The following is an 18,337-nucleotide window of genomic DNA, read 5'->3' as shown; positions in this document are numbered from 1 at the left end:
AAGATGAAAACAAAATCAATACACGGTTCAACAGTTTCAAACATCTATAAAGCCTTAACCAATGCTTTAGCAGATGGTTTCACACCAACTGTAGCTATAGTTTTTATTTCCGTAAAACAAGACAGAAAAGCTATTTGTAAGCTAATGGATTCAAAAAACATTGAGGTCTTTGGAGCTACTTCATGTGGCGAATTTATTAACGGTCATCAAACTGAAGGAGAAATCGCCATATTGCTTTTAGAGATAGTAAATGAAAATTACACGATTTTGTTCGACGAAATAAAAAATGGGAAGATAGCGGATACAGCATCTAAATTGGCAAATGAGGCTTTAAAAAAATTTACTAATCCTTCGCTAATTCTATGCAGTACAGGCATCAATCTAAAAGGGAATCACTTTGAAGGCGAAAAATTGGTAAAAAGCCTGACACAAAGCCTTGGTCCTGATAAAATATTCTTTGGTGGTATGGCTGGAGACGATTGGAAACTAAATGGAACTTTTGTTTTTACCAATGAAAAAGAAACAGATTGTGGACTTGTGGCGTTAGTACTAAATGGTGATAAAATCGCATTAAAAGGAATGGCAGTTACAGGTTGGAAGCCACTAGGAATTACCAGAACGGTTACTAAATGCAAAGAGAACCTACTCTATGAGATAGATGGTAAATCTGCAGTTGAACTATACCTGAAATATTTGGGACAAGAAGATAAATTAGTTGAAAACGATTTTAAAATATTTGAAGAATTATCAATGGAATATCCATTTATTGTAGAACGTGACGAAAATGAAACGGTACTAAAAACACCAATGAAAATTGATGCTAAGGAAAGTGCATTGGTCATGGATATGGAAATGCCTGAAGGTTCAAAATTTTGGTTTACAAGCCCTCCTGAATTCGACATTGTTGAGGAAGTGATTGACAAGGCAACAAAATATAAAGAAGATTCCAGAGAAGATGCAGATGCCTTATTGATTTTTTCTTGTGCTGGCAGACAACCAATTCTAGGTCCAATGGTAACAGATGAAAACGAAGGCCTCGCCAAAATATGGGATACACCAATGGCTGGTTTTTTTACCTATGGTGAATTTGGTCGTGTTTTAAATGGCAAGCAAAACTTTCATTCAGGAGCCTGTTGCTGGGTAACACTTAAAGAAAACGTATGAATCAACACCTACAACATATTCAAGATTTTATCGAAAGCTCAAACCATCTTTCAGAAAAAGAGAAAACGGATCTATTAAAATATCTAAAAAGTGCTGATAAAGATTTACTCATTTCAGATTTTAAACTAGAACGTACCGAAAAAGTAAAACGTACCACTGCCATTTTACTGGAAGAGACTATTGAGGAACTAGAACAAAAACAAAAAGCCATTGAAGATTCAAACATAGCATTACAAAAATCCATAAAAGAATTAAAAGCCACGCAATCGCAATTAATTCAATCTGAGAAAATGGCAAGTTTAGGAGAATTAACGGCTGGTATTGCACACGAAATCCAAAACCCCTTAAACTTCGTCAATAATTTTTCTGAAGTCAGTAAAGAATTATTGGAAGAAATGCTTGAGGAAATCAAAAATGGCGATATGGAAGAAGTCAACGCTATTGCACAAGATGTCATTCAAAATCTTGAAAAAATAAATCATCATGGCCAACGTGCCGATGGTATTGTAAAAGGCATGTTACAACATAGTCGCAGTAGTTCTGGAGCAAAAGAAGATACCAATATCAACGTTTTGGTCGATGAATACTTACGTCTCGCCTATCATGGTTTACGCGCCAAAGATAAATCCTTTAATGCCGCTTTAGAAACGCGTTTTGATGATACAATTCAGCCTTTAAGTATTGCACCTCAAGATATTGGCCGTGTGGTTCTCAACCTAATCACTAATGCATTTTATGCCGTGAATGAAAAGAAAAAATTACTAATTGAAGGCTATGAACCACAAGTCACTGTTGAAACTAAAAAAGTAAAAGACGCTATTGAAATTTCAGTCAAAGACAACGGAAATGGCATTCCACAGAAAGTATTGGATAAAATTTTTCAGCCATTCTTTACCACTAAACCAACAGGACAAGGAACAGGATTAGGTCTCTCATTAAGTTACGATATTATTAAAGCACATGGTGGAGATATTAAAGTAAACACCAAAGAACAAGAAGGAACAACATTCATCATTTCATTACCAACAACCAACAACGCATGAAACTGACTAAAAAACTAGAAACCGAAATCTGGCAAGTGTATGATACTTGGTTACATAGTTATCTTAATGGTGATGTTGAAACTTATAATTCATATTTAGATGACGACTATCATTTCATTGGTTCTGCAACAAAAGAAGAATTTTTAAACAGAAAGGATACCACTAAATTTTTTGAAGATACAGGCGATCAATTCGCTGGTAAAACCGAAATACGAAATGAATCAAAAATTATTGAACAATTTGGAGAACTTATTTTTATCACACATGTTTTTGATGCTTGGTTTCTTCATGAAAACGAATGGAATTTTTATAGCAGATTCCGTTTTTCTAGTATACTAATAGAAAACAAAGATCGTTGGCGATTTATCTATCAACATTTCTCGATTCCAGACCCAAAAACGGCCGAAGGTGAAACCATAGGTTATGACAAAATAAACGAAGAAAACCAAGAGCTTCGAGAGGCTATTCAGCGTAGAACTACCGAACTAGAGAAAAAAAACCGTGAGCTAGAAGTTGAGACTGCCCTAGAGCGTATTCGTGCGCAAGCAGTCGCCATGAAAGAATCGTCTGATTTGCTTGACATTGTCGTAACCATGCGTAACGAATTCATCAAATTAGGACATGAAGCACACTACTTCTGGCACATGATGTGGTTACCTTCAACATACGAAAAAGCCATGACCTCAGGAGATGGTAGCAAAATTGGTTTTGTGATGGAATTGCCACGACATATACATGGTGATATTCCACTGTTGGCAAAATGGGAAAAGAGTAAAAAAGCAACTGTCGTATATGCCATGAACACTGAAGAAGCTATCGATTATGTAGATAAAATGGTGAATTTGGGTGATTTTAAAAACATAGATCCCCAAGCACCAAGTCATAACGACATAAGACATATTGGTGGCTTAACATTTATCATGGCGCGCACAAGTCATGGAGAAATTGGCTATAGTTTACCAGGAGTAATTAAAAATCCACCAAAAGAAGATGTTGATATATTAGTGAAATTTGCAGGTGCCTTCGATTTGGCACATCAACGTTTCTTAGACTTACAAAAAGCAGAAAAACAAGCAAGAGAAGTTCAGATAGAATTGGCTTTAGAAAAAGTGCGAAGCAGAACTATGGGTATGCAACGAAGTGACGAATTGCGAGACACCGCCTTGCTTTTATTTCAACAAGTGGAAGAATTAGGAATAAATTCCTTCGCCTGTGGTTTTAATATCTGGGATGATGACAAGAAATTTGCTACGGCTTGGATGGCAGGAAAAGATCGACTTCAACCTCCATTTAGAACAAATTCTAATGAAGATGTATATCTACTTTTTCATGAAGCAGAAAAAAGAGGAGACGCTTTATTTGTATTAGAGCAGGAAGGTAAGAAACTAGAAGACCATTATAAGTATATGGTATCAATTCCTGAAGTGAAAGCATTGGCTAAAGCTGGACTTTCGTTTCCAACTTTTCAAATTATACATTGCGCTTATTTCTCTAAAGGTTACCTCATGTTTATTACACATGAACCTGTTCCGGATGCACACGATATTTTTATACGTTTCGCTAAAGTTTTCGAACAAACCTATACCAGATTTTTAGATTTACAAAAAGCAGAAGCGCAAGCCAGAGAATCAGAGATTGAATTGGCATTAGAACGTGTTCGGGCAAGAACCATGGCCATGCAACATAGTGATGAATTACAAGAAGCATCATTCTTACTAGATCAACAAGTAAGAGCCTTAGGTATTAAGACTTGGGGTTGCGCATTTAATATTTACGGAGAAAATGAATCTACGGAATGGTTTGGTAATGAAGCAGGTGTCTTACATACTTACAAAGTGCCACGAGAAGGTATATTTAATGACTATTTCCAAAAAGGTCAGAAAGGAGAATCACTAGTTATAAAAGAATTTAAAGGCAAAGAATGCGTAGCTCATTATGAGTATATGAGTTCGCTTCCTATTATTGGAGATGTATTACAAACTCTTAAGGAAACAAATGATGGATTTCCAACCTACCAAATAGACCACGTGGTGTTTTTTAAATATGGTTACTTATTGTTTATTACAAGAGAATCCGTTCCAGATGCACATGATATTTTCAAACGATTTGCAAAAGTTTTTGAACAAACCTATACACGTTTCCTTGATCTTCAAAAAGCTGAAAAACAAGCCAGAGAATCTGAAATAGAACTAGCATTAGAAAGAGTCAGGGCTCGAACAATGGCCATGCAACATAGTGATGAATTAGCAGAAACAGCAGCATTGCTTTTTCAACAAATTAATGATTTGGGCATTGAAACCTGGACAAGTGGTTTTAATATCTGGAATAAGAACGACACCTCATTTATTGGTTACAATCCAACTCCTTCAGGTGATATTACTGCTCCTTACCATATACCTTCAACCGAAGATTCTTTCTTTAAAAAAATATATGAAGCGAAAAAAAGTGGTGAAGATTTTTTAGTTTTTGAGGCAACTGGTAAATCTCTTGCCAAGACATACAGGTACATGAAAACGCTCCCAGTAGTTAAGGATGTATTGCAAGGAATAGAAGATTCTGGAATGCAATTGCCCAAATCTCAAATTAACCATTGCCCTTTCTTTTCTCATGGGTTTCTATTGTTTATCACGCTTGAGTCTTATCCTGAAGCACACGATATTTTCAAACGATTTGCAAAAGTTTTTGAACAAACCTATACACGTTTCCTTGATCTTCAAAAGGCGGAAGCGCAAGCAAGAGAATCACAAATTGAATTAGGATTAGAACGTGTTAGAGCCAGAGCCATGGCCATGCAACATTCCGATGAATTATCAGATCTTGTGGCTACGGTTCTCAATGAACTGACCAAACTCGATTTCTCATTGACATGGTGCATCATCAATATTATAAATGAAGCTGACCAATCTAATATGGTTTGGGCTACAAATCCCGAAGGTGGAACAGAGCCCGAGTCTTATTATATGAAGTTTGAGGACTATCCTTTTCATCATGCCATGATGAAGGCTTGGAAAGAACAAAAACTAAAATTTGTATATGTTTTAGAAGGAAAGGAAAAGAGAATATATGACGATTATCTATATCATGAAACAGAGTTTAAAAGGTTTTCCAATAAAGTCAAAAAAGCAAATCGTGCTTTAGATAAATATGTAGCGTCCTTTACTTTTTGCAATTTTGGAGGTTTACAAACAGTCGGCAGCGAAGCACTTTCCGATGAAAACCTTGATATTTTAGAACGATTCGGAAAGGTGTTTGATATGACTTATACACGTTTCAATGACCTTCAAAAAGCAGAAGCGCAAGCGCGAGAAGCCCAAATTGAAGCCGCTTTGGAAAAAGTACGTTCACGTTCATTAGCTGTTCATAAAAGTGAAGAGTTTAAAGAAGTAATAAGTATTGTTTTCGAAAAATTAAAAGAATTACAAATACCTGCAACAGCTGTAGGAATCGGTATCAAAATAGAAGGGTCCAAAGACCTTGATGCCTATGTTTGCGGCGAAAATGAAGAAGGTTTAGTTATCACCAATTACCGATTACCCTATTTTAATAATAAAATTTCTAAGGATTTATGCAATGCATATGAAAAGGAAGCCGATGTCTTTGTAGGACATTATACGAAAACAGTAAAAAATAATTTTTATAAATACGTACTCGATAAAACTTCTGAATTTAAAGATTTACCAGAAGATATTTTGGGTATGATCTTTAATAGCACATCTTACACCATCACAATGGTAACCTCAGAATATGTGGTATTCAATATCAATGATTTTGAGGGAAAGAAATTAACAGAACACGAAATAGATATCCTAAAACGATTTTTGAGAGTATTTAACCAAGCTTACATTAGGTTTTTAGACCTACAAAAAGCCGAAGCACAAGCCAGGGAAGCTCAAATTGAAACCGCATTAGAAAGGGTTCGTTCCCGTAGTATGGCAATGCATTCTAGTGAGGAATTAACGGAAGCTGGAGAATTATTATATCAAGAACTCTCAAAACTGGGAATTCAAAACCTAACAACAGGCTATACACTCTTTGATGAAACCGTTACAATGGGTTGGAACTATGGTGTAAACCCTTCTGATGGTAGCATTCGGCATAAACCTGTGGGAATGAACCACACTGAGAACAAGGTTATGAAGGCGATTGCTAAAAGCTGGAAAAAACAAGAACCCTTATTGGTCATACAATTGAACGAGAAGGAAACAATAAAACACCAAACTTTTATTGCAGAGGAAAGTATCGGTTTTCCCATTTCAAAAGAAAAATTACTGGCCATTTCACCAGAACGGTTAGTAGTACATACCTTTAATTTCAGACAAGGGTATTTGCTCATTGTTGGTGGAGAATTGTTAACCGTAGAACAGCAAGAAATGGTTACGCGTTTCGCAAAAGTTTTTCAACAAACCTACACACGTTTTCTAGATTTACAACGTGCTGAAGCGCAAATGCGAGAGGCCCAAATAGAAATGGCCTTAGAAAAAGTACGTTCTCGCACCATGGCCATGCAACATAGCGATGAGTTGCCCGAAGCAGCAAACACTTTGTTCCTGGAGGTACAAGAATTGGGCATTCCAGCATGGAGCTGTGGCTACAATATTCTGTCCGAGGACAAAAAATCGAGTATTTGCAATATGAGTAGCGAAGGCGAACTTCAAGACGCCTTTGTACTGCCATTAACAAAACACAAAAGTTTGAAACCTTGGCATAAAGCCATTTTAAATGAAGAAAAATTCTTTGTCTATGGACAAAAAGGAAAAGATTTGGTGGCCCATTACAAATACATGGAATCGCTTCCAGAACTTAAAGTTACATTTGAACAATTTGAAAACGCAGGCATAAAACTGCCAACACAACAATTCAATCATCTGGTAAGATTCAACGAAGGTTTTTTACTATTCATCACTTATGAAGAAGTCCCTGAAGCACATGATATTTTTAAACGCTTCGGAAAAGTTTTCGAGCAGACCTACACCCGTTTTTTAGACTTAAAAAAAGCAGAAGCACAAGCCAGAGAATCAGAAATTGAATTGGCATTGGAAAGAGTTAGAGCTAGAACCATGGCCATGCAAAAAAGTGAGGAAATTGGTGATGTCGCTTTTATACTCTTTCAACAACTAAAAAGTTTAGGTGGCGAACTCTGGGGTACAGGATTTGGTTTTTGCAAAATCGATTCTGATACTGATGAGTTTTGGTTTGCCAACGAAAAAGGCATCATGCCACAACTCTTAATACCAAACACCATAGATCCTGCTCATAAAGAAATGTACGAAGGTTGGAAGAATAATTTAGAATTTCATTCCATTGAAAAAGGCGGTAAAGACCTCAAAGCGCATTATAAATATATGCTCACGGTTCCAGATGTCCAACCTATTTTTCAAGGCATGTTAGATGACGGAATTGCATTTCCAAAATGGCAAAAGTGGCATGCAGCCTATTTTAAATATGGATACTTGTTGGTTATTACCACTGAAACCTATGAAAATGAAGATATTTTTAAACGTTTCGCTAAAGTTTTCGAACAAACCTATACGCGTTTTTTAGACCTTCAAAAAGCAGAAGAACAAGCTAAGGAAGCACAAATTGAAACGGCTCTTGAGCGCATTCGTTCTAGAAGTATGGCCATGCAAAAAAGTAGTGAACTTTTAGAAGCAGGAGAATTGCTATGGAATGAAATCACAAAATTAGGTATTGACTGTTTCACAAGCGGTTACGTTTTAATGGACGATATGGAAGACATTGGTTGGAATTACACACCGAATCCTTCCACTGGTAAAATTTTAGAGCAAGCTATTGGTATTCCACATAAACAAACACCACCAATGCGAGAGATTGCAGCGAGTTGGAAAAAACAAGAACCGTTGTGTGTTGTTGAACTGACCAGAAAACAAACCATTGCACATCAAACATTTGTAGCAGAAAAAGGCATTAATTTTCCTTTTTCCGCAAAGGAACTCGTAGAAATTTCACCAAAAGAAATAGTCATCCATACCTTCAATTTTAAGCAAGGCTATTTATTGATTATTGGTGGTGAAAAACTAGCCAAAACACAGATTGATGTCATGTTGCGCTTTACTAAAGTGTTTCAACAAACCTATACACGTTTCCTCGACCTTAAAAAAGCAGAAGCGCAAACAAGAGAAGCACAAATAGAAGCGGCTTTAGAACGTACAAGAACCCAAAGTATGTTAATGCAACATTCTAATGAGTTAGACACGACTTCAAAAGTATTTCACAACCAATTGCAATTGCTGGGCATAGATACCGAATTTTCATATGTATGGCTACCAGATGAAGCTAAAAACGAACATAAATTTTGGGTCGCTTGGAATTCAGATAAAAAAAGAAGTCCTGCAATTCACAGTAAAGCGATTGTTTATCCATTAGACAAAACCGAGCCCTATACGGCTGCATGTTTCAAAGATTGGGCGAGTGGTGTTTCTGTGCACATGCATCATATCGAACCTTCGGAAGTTAAAACCTTTTTTACCGCTTGGGAAGAACTGCTAAAAGATGCCAAAAAATTAAATCCGACATATTTTTCAAAGGGACTTTATTATGCCGAAGCTTTTATGAAATATGGTTGTTTCGGGATCAACATAAAAAGACCCATCAGTAATGAAGAACAGCAAATATTACAACGTTTCAGTATAGAATTTGAACGTACCTACACACGTTTCCTTGACCTACAAAAAGCAGAAGCACAGGCTAGAGAGGCACAAATAGAAACTGCTCTAGAACGTATACGTTCTCAATCTATGGGTATGCAAAGTACAGCAGATTTTGGTAATGTGACCACAGAAATGTTTAATCAATTAAGAAGTTTTGGAGAAGAATTATTTGCGACAGGTATTGTATTCTGTGATAAGCACGATGGTCATGTAGAACAATGGCACAGTATACCTGGAGCTGGTATGCTGAGTCCAATGATAGTTCCAGTAGACTTAGACTATATTCATCAGTACCGCTATGATCAGTGGAAAGCTGGGAAAGCGTTGTTCTCTATTGAAATACCAAGCGATTTTATTGAACAGCATTTTGAGGATATCTTTAAGTTACCTTCCGCACAAATTACGTTAAAGGATTTAGAATCCCGAAATGCACCAATGCCAGAACCTCCACCTTGGGAAATAGATTATGGAGCTTCGTTTAATCATGGTTATATACTTGTCTCATCACTTAAACAAATAGAAAACACCGATATCTTACCACGTTTTGCAAAAGTTTTTGAGCAGACTTATACACGCTTTTTAGATCTTCAAAAGGCGGAAGTACAAGCACGTGAAGCACAGATAGAAACAGCATTAGAACGTGTACGCTCTAGAGGTATGGCGATGCATAATAGTGAAGAACTTAAAGGTGTTGTTAAAGAGATCTTTGACCAGATGGCTAACCTTAACATCAATGCCGATCATGCAGGCATTGTTGTAGATTTTGAACCGAAGAACGATTTCCATTTTTGGGTAGCGGATAATCAAGATATTCCATCTAAAATTACAGTTCCCTACCTCGATCTGCCTTGGGATAGACTATTCACAGAAGCAAAAAAGAAGGGCAAGGATTTTTTCAAAATGCAATTAAATTTTGAAGAAAAGAATAGTTTTTATAAAAAACTACTTCCTCACATCAAAGGTCTTACTAAAAAGGCCAAAGATTTTTATCTCAGTTGTCCTGGATTGGCAGCATCAACAGTCTTACAAAAGGATATCGGACTCTATATTGAAAATTTTTCTGGTATATCCTTTTCTGATGAGGAGAATGATATTTTAATGCGCTTTGGAAAGGTATTTCAGCAAGCCTACACACGCTTCCTCGACCTCAAAAAAGCCGAAGAACAAGCCAAAGAAGCGCAGATAGAAATGGCATTAGAAAAAGTTCGATCGCGAACTATGGCGATGCAAAAGTCTGATGAGTTAGCTGAAACTTCAGTCATTGTTTTTAAACAACTCTTAGAATTAGGCATAGCACCTAATCGTTTATTTATAGGTATTGTTAAAGGTAAATCTAGTCAAATTGAATGTTGGGCAACTAATGAAGATGGTAGTAAATTGGCAAATAAATTTATCGCAGATGCGTCACAAAACAAAACTATAAAACGGATGTTAGCCGGTTGGAAAAAGAACAAACAATCGCTAACCATAGACCTAATAGGTAAGGAATTAAAAGATTATTTCGAGTACTTAAGTACAGAAATGAATATTCCTTTTATTCATGGTTTAGAGCAAAAAAGACGTGTGCAAACTGTAGCCTATTTTTCTGGTGGATTTATAGGCATGGCATCACCAGAAGATCAACCCGCAGAAACCACACAATTACTAGAACGATTTGCAAGCGTTTTTAATTTAACATACACACGATTTAACGATTTAAAAGTCGCTGAGGCACAATCTAAAAAAGCTGAGGAAGATTTAATAAAACTACAAGCTGCAAAAAAAAGTGCAGAAAAATCATTATCAGAATTACAGCAAACACAAAAACAACTTATTCAATCCGAAAAAATGGCGTCGCTTGGAGAATTGACAGCTGGTATCGCACACGAGATTCAGAATCCCTTAAACTTTGTTAATAATTTTTCAGAAGTCAGCAAAGAACTTTTGGACGAAATGTTGGAAGAGATTGAGGCAGGAGACATGGAAGAAGTTAGAGCAATTATGGCAGATGTTATTCAAAATCTTGATAAAATTAACCATCATGGAAAACGGGCTGACGGAATCGTAAAAGGGATGTTGCAGCATAGTAGAGCAAGTGGCAATAAAAAAGAAGCTACTGATATCAATTTACTTACAGATGAGTATTTTAGATTGGCTTATCATGGATTGAGAGCCAAAGACAAATCGTTTAATGCTAATCTAGAAACTGACTATGATGAAAACTTAAAAACATTTGACGTTATTCCTCAAGATATTGGACGCGTTATTCTTAACTTGTTTACCAATGCGTTTTATGCGGTGGATGAAAAGTCCTCTTCTGCTAAAGCTTCAGAGGGTAAAAAATATGCACCTACAGTTTCAGTCAGTACTAAAAAATTAAAAGACAAGGTCACCATTTCAGTTAAAGATAATGGCAATGGCATTCCGAAGCATATCATTGATAAAATATTCCAACCTTTTTTCACTACCAAACCAACAGGGAAAGGAACAGGTTTAGGATTATCCATGAGCTATGATATAATTAAAGCACATGAAGGAGACTTAAAAGTTGAAACAAAAGAAGGAGAAGGAACATACTTTATTATTGAATTACCACTAAAAAGTTAAGTAAATGAACGCCATAAAACGACAAGACCTAGAAGATACTTACCAAACTTTAATGGAAGTTTGTTCAAACGTAAATCCTAATGTAGAGGACCTCGACCCTATTTTATTACAGTCTATTGTTGCGTTTGGGACTACTGCTGATGAACGTATATTCTCCAAATCGGATTTCTATGCCTTCATCAAAAGACAAGAAGTGCAAAGCCAAGGTCTTGATATGCAATGGCAAACTTCACCAATTGTCCATAGAGTTTCAAAGGATGAAAATTCAGCAGTATTTATTGACGATTTGATAGTGACCTTATCTATAAATGATCAGCCACATAAATTGGAATTAAGATGCTCTGTTGTGTTTGAATACCAAGAAGGCAAATGGTTTGTCGTTCATATGCACGCATCAAAACCCGAAGAAGCGGAAAGCGAAACTGACACTTTCGGTATAGAACAATGGAAACAAAAAACCAAAGAACTAGAACAGATTGTCGCAGAACGAACGGCAGATTTAATTGATAAAAATAATGAATTGGAAACAGCCATTGCTACCTTAAAATCCACCCAAGCACAACTCATTCAATCAGAAAAAATGGCAAGTTTAGGAGAATTAACTGCAGGCATTGCACACGAGATTCAAAACCCACTCAACTTTGTCAATAATTTCTCTGAAGTAAGTAATGAGTTGATTGATGAAATTCTAGAGGAAAGAGAAAAGAAAAATGAAGAAAGAGATGAAGCACTAGTTGGAGACATTTTGGAAGACATTAAACAAAACCTCGAAAAAATAAACCACCACGGTAAGCGTGCCGATGGTATTGTAAAAGGAATGCTGCAACACAGCCGAAGTAGCTCTGGTAAAAAAGAACTAACTGATATCAACAGTCTAACCGATGAATATCTCAGATTAGCCTACCATGGCTTACGCGCCAAAGACAAATCATTTAATGCTAATTTGGAGACTGACTATGATAATGGCATTACAACCATTGACGTTGTTCCCCAAGATGTCGGTCGCGTTATTCTAAACCTCTTTACTAATGCGTTTTATGCCGTTGATGAAAAAAAATCCCATTCTAAATCCAATAATTATAAACCTACGGTTTCAGTAAGTACAAAGAAATTACAGGATAGAGTTGAAATTTGTGTAAAGGACAATGGTAATGGTATACCTAAAACTATCTTAGATAAAATTTTTCAACCCTTTTTCACTACTAAACCTACGGGTAAAGGGACTGGTTTAGGTCTATCCATGAGTTATGATATCATTCAGGCACATAATGGTGAACTTCAAGTAGAGACTGGAGAAGGCCAATTTACAGCATTCAAAATAATATTACCAATCACAAAAACCACAGTACCATGAAAATATTAGTTGTAGATGATGAACAAGACGTAAAAACGCTTTTTCTTCAAAGATTCAGAAAAGAGATAAGAAAAGACGAACTAGATTTTATGTTCGCGTTTTGTGGTGAAGAAGCTCTCGAAAAACTTAAAACCATGGAGCACGAGGCTGTACTAATTTTATCAGATATCAATATGCCTGGCATGAGTGGTTTACAGCTTTTGGAAATCATTAAGAAAGAATTTTTGGCACCACCTCCTGTAGTCATGATGGTTACGGCTTATGGAGATGAAGATAATTACAACACGGCGAAAGAATTGGGTGCAGACGATTTTTTGACAAAGCCAGTTGATTTTAAACTATTAAAAGAAAAATTAATACAAAGTATATGATGTCAAAAATATTAGTAGTTGATGACGAAGCCGATTTAGAGGTTCTTATAAAACAGAAGTTTCGAAAAAAAATTCGCGATAAGGAATATGAATTTCTTTTTGCGGAAAACGGTCGTCACGCTTTAGAAAAACTAGATAAAGACCCAGATGTCGATATTGTATTAAGTGACATCAACATGCCAGAAATGGATGGACTTACACTATTAACCAAGCTCAACGAGTTGAGCCCGTTAATTAAATCGGTTATTGTTTCAGCATATGGTGATATGGCAAACATAAGAACCGCTATGAATCGCGGTGCTTACGACTTTATTACTAAACCGATCAACTTTGAAGATTTAACGCTTACGATGGAAAAAACCATTAAACATGCACAGCACATTAAAGAAACACTTCAAGCTATAAAGGAGAATAATATTCTAAAAATGTATGTTGATGAAAATGTGCTGAACTTCATGGGTAATCGTGAATATGAATCTACAATAATGGCGAATGAAACCATTGAAGCTACCGTAGTTTTCATTGATATTTGTGGTTTTACTAAAATCAGTGAAAATGCAACAGCGAATACTGTTGTCAAGCTGATAAACACTTATTTTGATGAAATGGTAAAGGAAATCATGCAGCACAAAGGCTATGTAGATAAGTTCATAGGCGATGCTATAATGGCCGTGTTTAGAGGTGATTATCATCTAGATCGCGCTATTGATGCCTCGCTTGCAGTTTGTGAAAAAATTAATAAGCTACCAGCTCTGGATGGTAACTTAGAATTCAAACCAAAAGTTTCGATAGGCATTAAGAGCGGAGAAATGATTTCGGGAAATATTGGATCCGCTAGTTTAAAACGTTTGGATTATACGGTCATTGGAGATACTGTAAACACTGCAGCTCGATTACAAGATGCAGCAAAAGAAAACCAGATTATCATTTCTGAAGATTGCTACAACCAAGTAAAGGAATCTTTTAAATGTGAGAAAGTTGGAAGTATTACGGTAAAGAATAAGGCCGAGCCTTTAACTATTTATGAAGTAAAGGAATAACTTTTGAATGAACAACTCTACGACAATCAATAAAACAACCATTGTATAAATCATGGAAGAACAAAACCCAATTAAAAAACCAGCCTCAAAAAGAATAAGTCAAAGTAGTCATACCGAAGAATTAGTTGATCATTATTGGGGAACCATAAATTATTTAACCGATTTAATTAAGGCTTCTGAACTAAAAGCGGGTTTAATATTGTCCTTTTACGGTATTCTCTTGAATTTCATTTATCAAGGTACAGAAAATTTTTCGGGCCAATTAACCAATGACACCTATCTATATATTCTTATTGGTGCTTGGATATGCTGTACTACGGCTTCCATTTTTTTCTGTATCCGCTGTTTTATTCCAAAGATTGAAGGTAAGTTCTCTAAAAACATGTTTTTTTTTAAGGATATCATTTCAAAATTTGGTGATGTCAAAGAGTTTTCAACGACTTTTTTAACTATGAGCAAAGACGAGGACGCATTGTTTATGCAATTGGGCGAGCAAATATTTATCATTTCAAAAATCTCCGCTTGGAAATTTAAAAATGTAAAACGCGCCATTAGCCTTTTGGCTTTGGGTCTGATTATTTTATTTATCATAGGTTTGTACCACGTTATTTTTATTTTAACTTAGTTTCTTAGGTCACAATTAAATAATTGTAAAAGTTGTCCTATTTAATTAAATGAAAACGTCATAATAATGAACGCATTTAAAATTAAGAGTATGAAAGTATCTATTATGATGGCAATAATGGTTTTCCTAAGCTATACATCATCTTGTAAGGCTCAGAGTGAAAAAACCCTCGAACCCAAACTGGAAAACATTGCATGGCTATCTGGCACATGGCACGGTAAAGCTTTTGGAGGCATTACCGAAGAGATATGGAGTGACCCTTCTGGTGGTTCCATGATGGCAACGTTTAAATTAATTAACGACGGCAATGTCACCTTTTATGAAATTGAGGTGATTAGAGAAATTGAAAACTCATTGATTCTTCAACTCAAACATTTTGGTCCAGATTTAAAAGGGTGGGAAACCAAGGATGAAACGGTTGATTTTCCATTAGTAAAAATCACTGAAAACAAAGTTGTTTTTGAAGGCATGACTTTCTATAAAATCAGTGATTCAGAAATAAATATCTATGTGGACATCAAAGATGATAAGGGTAAAGTTGAGGTTGTAAAGTTCAACTATAAAAAGAAAATAGAGAAACCCATAAATCAATTCATAACGGTAAAAAAGGCAAAAACAAAACCTCTTATCGACGGAAAAGCCGATGACAACATATGGTCTGAGACCAACTGGTTGCCGTTGGATCAATTATGGCTTGGCGAGGCTTATTCTAAAGACGATTTTTCAGGTCGTTATAAATTATCTTGGTCAGAAGATGCCCTTTATCTATTGGCAGAAATACAAGATGATCAATTAATTGACAAGAATTCTGATCCGTTGGTCGCCTGGTGGGACGATGATTGCCTTGAAATTTTTATAGACGAAGACAATAGTGGTGGCGAACACCAATACAATCATAATGCCTTTGCTTATCACATTGCATTAGATGGAAATGTGGTGGATATGTCCACAGAGAAGAAAGGAAAACTTTATAATTCGCACCTAGAATCTAAGCGCATTACTACTGGAAAAACTTCGATATGGGAGGTAAAAATCTCAGTATTCAATGACACCTACAACGAAGTGGGAGAAAATCATCCTGAAAAGCTACAACTTGGGAAAAAGATCGGTTTTGCACTAGCCTATTGCGATAATGATAAAAGCAAGGAACGTGAAAACTTCATAGGTTCAGTGTTTGTTGAAGGCGACGATAAAAACAGAGGTTGGATAGATGCTCATATTTTCGGAACTTTAAAATTGATCGATTAAATAATTCAAGCTAAAAAATAAATGAAATTGAAATATATCCTTATCATAACGTTAGTTGTCTCAATGTTTTCGGTAAATGCGCAATTACTTCAAGATAAAGAATCATTTACACATCAAGATACGCTAAGAGGAAGTATCACTCCTGAACGCGATTGGTGGGATTTAACTTATTATCATTTGGATGTTGAAGTTCAACCTGATGACAAATTCATTTCAGGCAAAAACTTTATACAATATAAAGTTTTGAAACCTCATCAGGTCTTGCAGATTGATTTGCAAGCGCCAATGGAAATTACGTCTGTGCTTCAAAATGGCAAAGAACTTCAGGTTAAACATGATGGTAATGCACATTTTATTACGCTTACCAAAGATCAATATATTGGAGACCTCAATTCTATTGAAGTATATTATAAAGGCAATCCAAGAGAAGCCAAACGCGCACCTTGGGATGGTGGATTTTCATGGAAAAAAGATAAGAACGGAAATCACTTTATAGCGACATCTAATCAAGGTCTTGGCGCAAGCGTATGGTGGCCTAACAAAGACCACATGTACGATGAAGTGGATAGTATGCTTATTAGCGTAACGCATCCTAAAGGCTTAACCAATGTTTCCAATGGTCGATTGAGAGCATTAGTGGAGAATGATAACAACAATACTGTGACGTCACATTGGTTTGTCAATAATCCCATCAATAATTATGGTGTGAATGTAAATATTGGCGATTACGCGAATTTTTCAGAAGTCTATGACGGCGAAAAAGGTAAGTTGGATATGGACTATTGGGTACTTAAACATAACTTAGAAAAAGCGAAAATCCATTTTAAAGATGCACCAAAAATGATGAAAGCATTTGAGCATTGGTTTGGACCATATCCGTTTTATGAAGATAGTTTTAAGCTCGTAGAAGTGCCTTATTTAGGGATGGAACACCAGAGTTCTGTTACCTATGGAAACAAATATATGAATGGCTATTTAGGCACTGATTTATCCCGTACGGGTTGGGGTTTAAAATTCGATTTTATTATTATCCATGAAGCTGGTCATGAGTGGTTCGCCAATAATATCACAAATAAGGATATTGCAGATATGTGGATTCATGAAGGGTTTACAGCCTATTCCGAAAATCTTTTTTTAGATTATTATTACGGCAAGGAAGCTTCAGCCGATTATGTCATTGGCACACGAGCGAATATTCAAAATGACAAACCACTTATTGGACTATATGATGTTAACCATGAAGGCTCTAGTGATATGTATTACAAAGGAGCGAATATGCTTCATACGCTGAGACAGCTTATTGAAGATGATGAAGAATGGCGACAAATACTTCGTGGCTTAAATTCTGAATTCTATCACCAAACAGTAACCACAAAACAGATTGAAGATTACTTAAGCGAACAAACGGGAATTGATTTAACCGAATTTTTTAACCAGTATTTGAGAACTACAAAAATTCCAACACTGGAATATTCAATTAAAAATGGTCAACTGAAGTACCATTGGACTGAAATTGTCGAAGGTTTTGATATGCCAATTCAAATTGAAATTGGTAAAGCCACAGAATGGTTATTTCCAAAAGCGCACTGGCAAACAAAAAACCTCAAAGCTGATGACATCAAAATCGATAGAGATTTTTATGTGAGGTCTAAAAGACTGTAATGATAGAATTACCAGAACTATATTTTAAAACAGACATAGAATGGCGAGAATGGTTGCATAACAACCATAATGCTGCAAAAGGTGTTTATCTCATTTTCTACAAAGTCGCACACGAAAATGATTCCATGCGTTGGGAAGAGGCGGTAAAGATTGCACTTTGTTTTGGTTGGATCGATTCCACTGTGAAAAGTCTTGGAAATGGAAAACGCAGACAATACTTCTGCCCAAGAAAGCCAAAAAGCGTTTGGAGTGCATTGAATAAAACTTACATTAAAGAATTAAAAAAGCAAAACTTGATGCACCAGAGTGGACTTAACACCATTAAAATTGCAAAAGAAAATGGAAGTTGGTCTGCTTTAGATGATGTAGAAAATGGCATTATTCCCGAAGCCCTTCAGAAGGCATTTGACTACAATAAGAATGCATATGATAATTACCTCAACTTTGCGCCGAGTTACAGAAAGAGTTATTTGTATTATTTAAATCAAGCCAAACGGGAATCAACACGACAAAAAAGAATCGCAGAGATTATTGAACTCTGCGATGCTAATATTAAAAGTCGGGATACTAGATAAT

The 18,337-nt window shown here is 35.9% G+C and carries 10 protein-coding genes; all 10 read left to right on the top strand.

All coding sequences use genetic code 11. The features are described from left to right. The first annotated feature begins 3 nt into the window (after positions 1 to 3). The 10 genes from HM990_RS05265 (at position 4) to HM990_RS05220 (ending at position 18,336) form a co-directional block, all read left to right on the top strand. Positions 4 to 1,164: an FIST signal transduction protein gene (locus HM990_RS05265; protein WP_178987933.1), complete on the top strand. Its 1,161-nt coding sequence runs from the start codon at positions 4 to 6 to the stop codon at positions 1,162 to 1,164. Further along, positions 1,161 to 2,207, top strand: coding sequence for a sensor histidine kinase (locus HM990_RS05260; RefSeq protein WP_178987932.1), 1,047 nt, complete (start codon positions 1,161 to 1,163; stop codon positions 2,205 to 2,207). Before HM990_RS05265 ends, HM990_RS05260 begins: the two co-directional genes overlap by 4 nt. Then, complete coding sequence (locus tag HM990_RS05255; RefSeq protein ID WP_178987931.1) at positions 2,204 to 11,461, top strand: ATP-binding protein; 9,258 nt, start codon at positions 2,204 to 2,206, stop codon at positions 11,459 to 11,461. The genes HM990_RS05260 and HM990_RS05255 overlap by 4 nt, the downstream gene beginning before the upstream one ends. Positions 11,462 to 11,465: 4 nt before the next feature. Next, positions 11,466 to 12,815: an ATP-binding protein gene (locus HM990_RS05250; RefSeq protein WP_178987930.1), complete on the top strand. Its 1,350-nt coding sequence runs from the start codon at positions 11,466 to 11,468 to the stop codon at positions 12,813 to 12,815. Further along, positions 12,812 to 13,186: a response regulator gene (locus tag HM990_RS05245; protein ID WP_178987929.1), complete on the top strand. Its 375-nt coding sequence runs from the start codon at positions 12,812 to 12,814 to the stop codon at positions 13,184 to 13,186. The genes HM990_RS05250 and HM990_RS05245 overlap by 4 nt, the downstream gene beginning before the upstream one ends. Further along, entirely contained in the window at positions 13,183 to 14,226 is a 1,044-nt protein-coding gene (locus HM990_RS05240) for an adenylate/guanylate cyclase domain-containing response regulator (protein ID WP_229719380.1), read from the top strand. The genes HM990_RS05245 and HM990_RS05240 overlap by 4 nt, the downstream gene beginning before the upstream one ends. A 52-nt stretch (positions 14,227 to 14,278) precedes the next feature. Further along, a complete protein-coding gene (locus HM990_RS05235) occupies positions 14,279 to 14,851 on the top strand; it encodes a Pycsar system effector family protein (protein ID WP_178987928.1) in 573 nt (190 codons plus the stop codon). A 66-nt stretch (positions 14,852 to 14,917) separates the two neighbouring features. Further along, entirely contained in the window at positions 14,918 to 16,099 is a 1,182-nt protein-coding gene (locus HM990_RS05230; RefSeq protein WP_229719379.1) for a DUF6265 family protein, read from the top strand. 21 nt (positions 16,100 to 16,120) lie between these two features. Continuing rightward, positions 16,121 to 17,761, top strand: coding sequence for a M1 family metallopeptidase (locus HM990_RS05225; RefSeq protein ID WP_178987927.1), 1,641 nt, complete (start codon positions 16,121 to 16,123; stop codon positions 17,759 to 17,761). Continuing rightward, positions 17,761 to 18,336, top strand: a complete 576-nt coding sequence (locus HM990_RS05220; RefSeq protein ID WP_178987926.1) for a YdeI/OmpD-associated family protein — start codon at positions 17,761 to 17,763, stop codon at positions 18,334 to 18,336. The genes HM990_RS05225 and HM990_RS05220 overlap by 1 nt, the downstream gene beginning before the upstream one ends. The last annotated feature ends 1 nt before the right edge of the window (position 18,337 follow it).

The sequence above is a fragment of the Winogradskyella schleiferi genome, assembly GCF_013394655.1.
GTDB classification, from domain to species: Bacteria; Bacteroidota; Bacteroidia; order Flavobacteriales; family Flavobacteriaceae; genus Winogradskyella; species Winogradskyella schleiferi.
The sequence above is the reverse complement of the archived record's forward strand: the minus strand, read 5'-3'. Positions and strand labels throughout refer to the sequence as shown.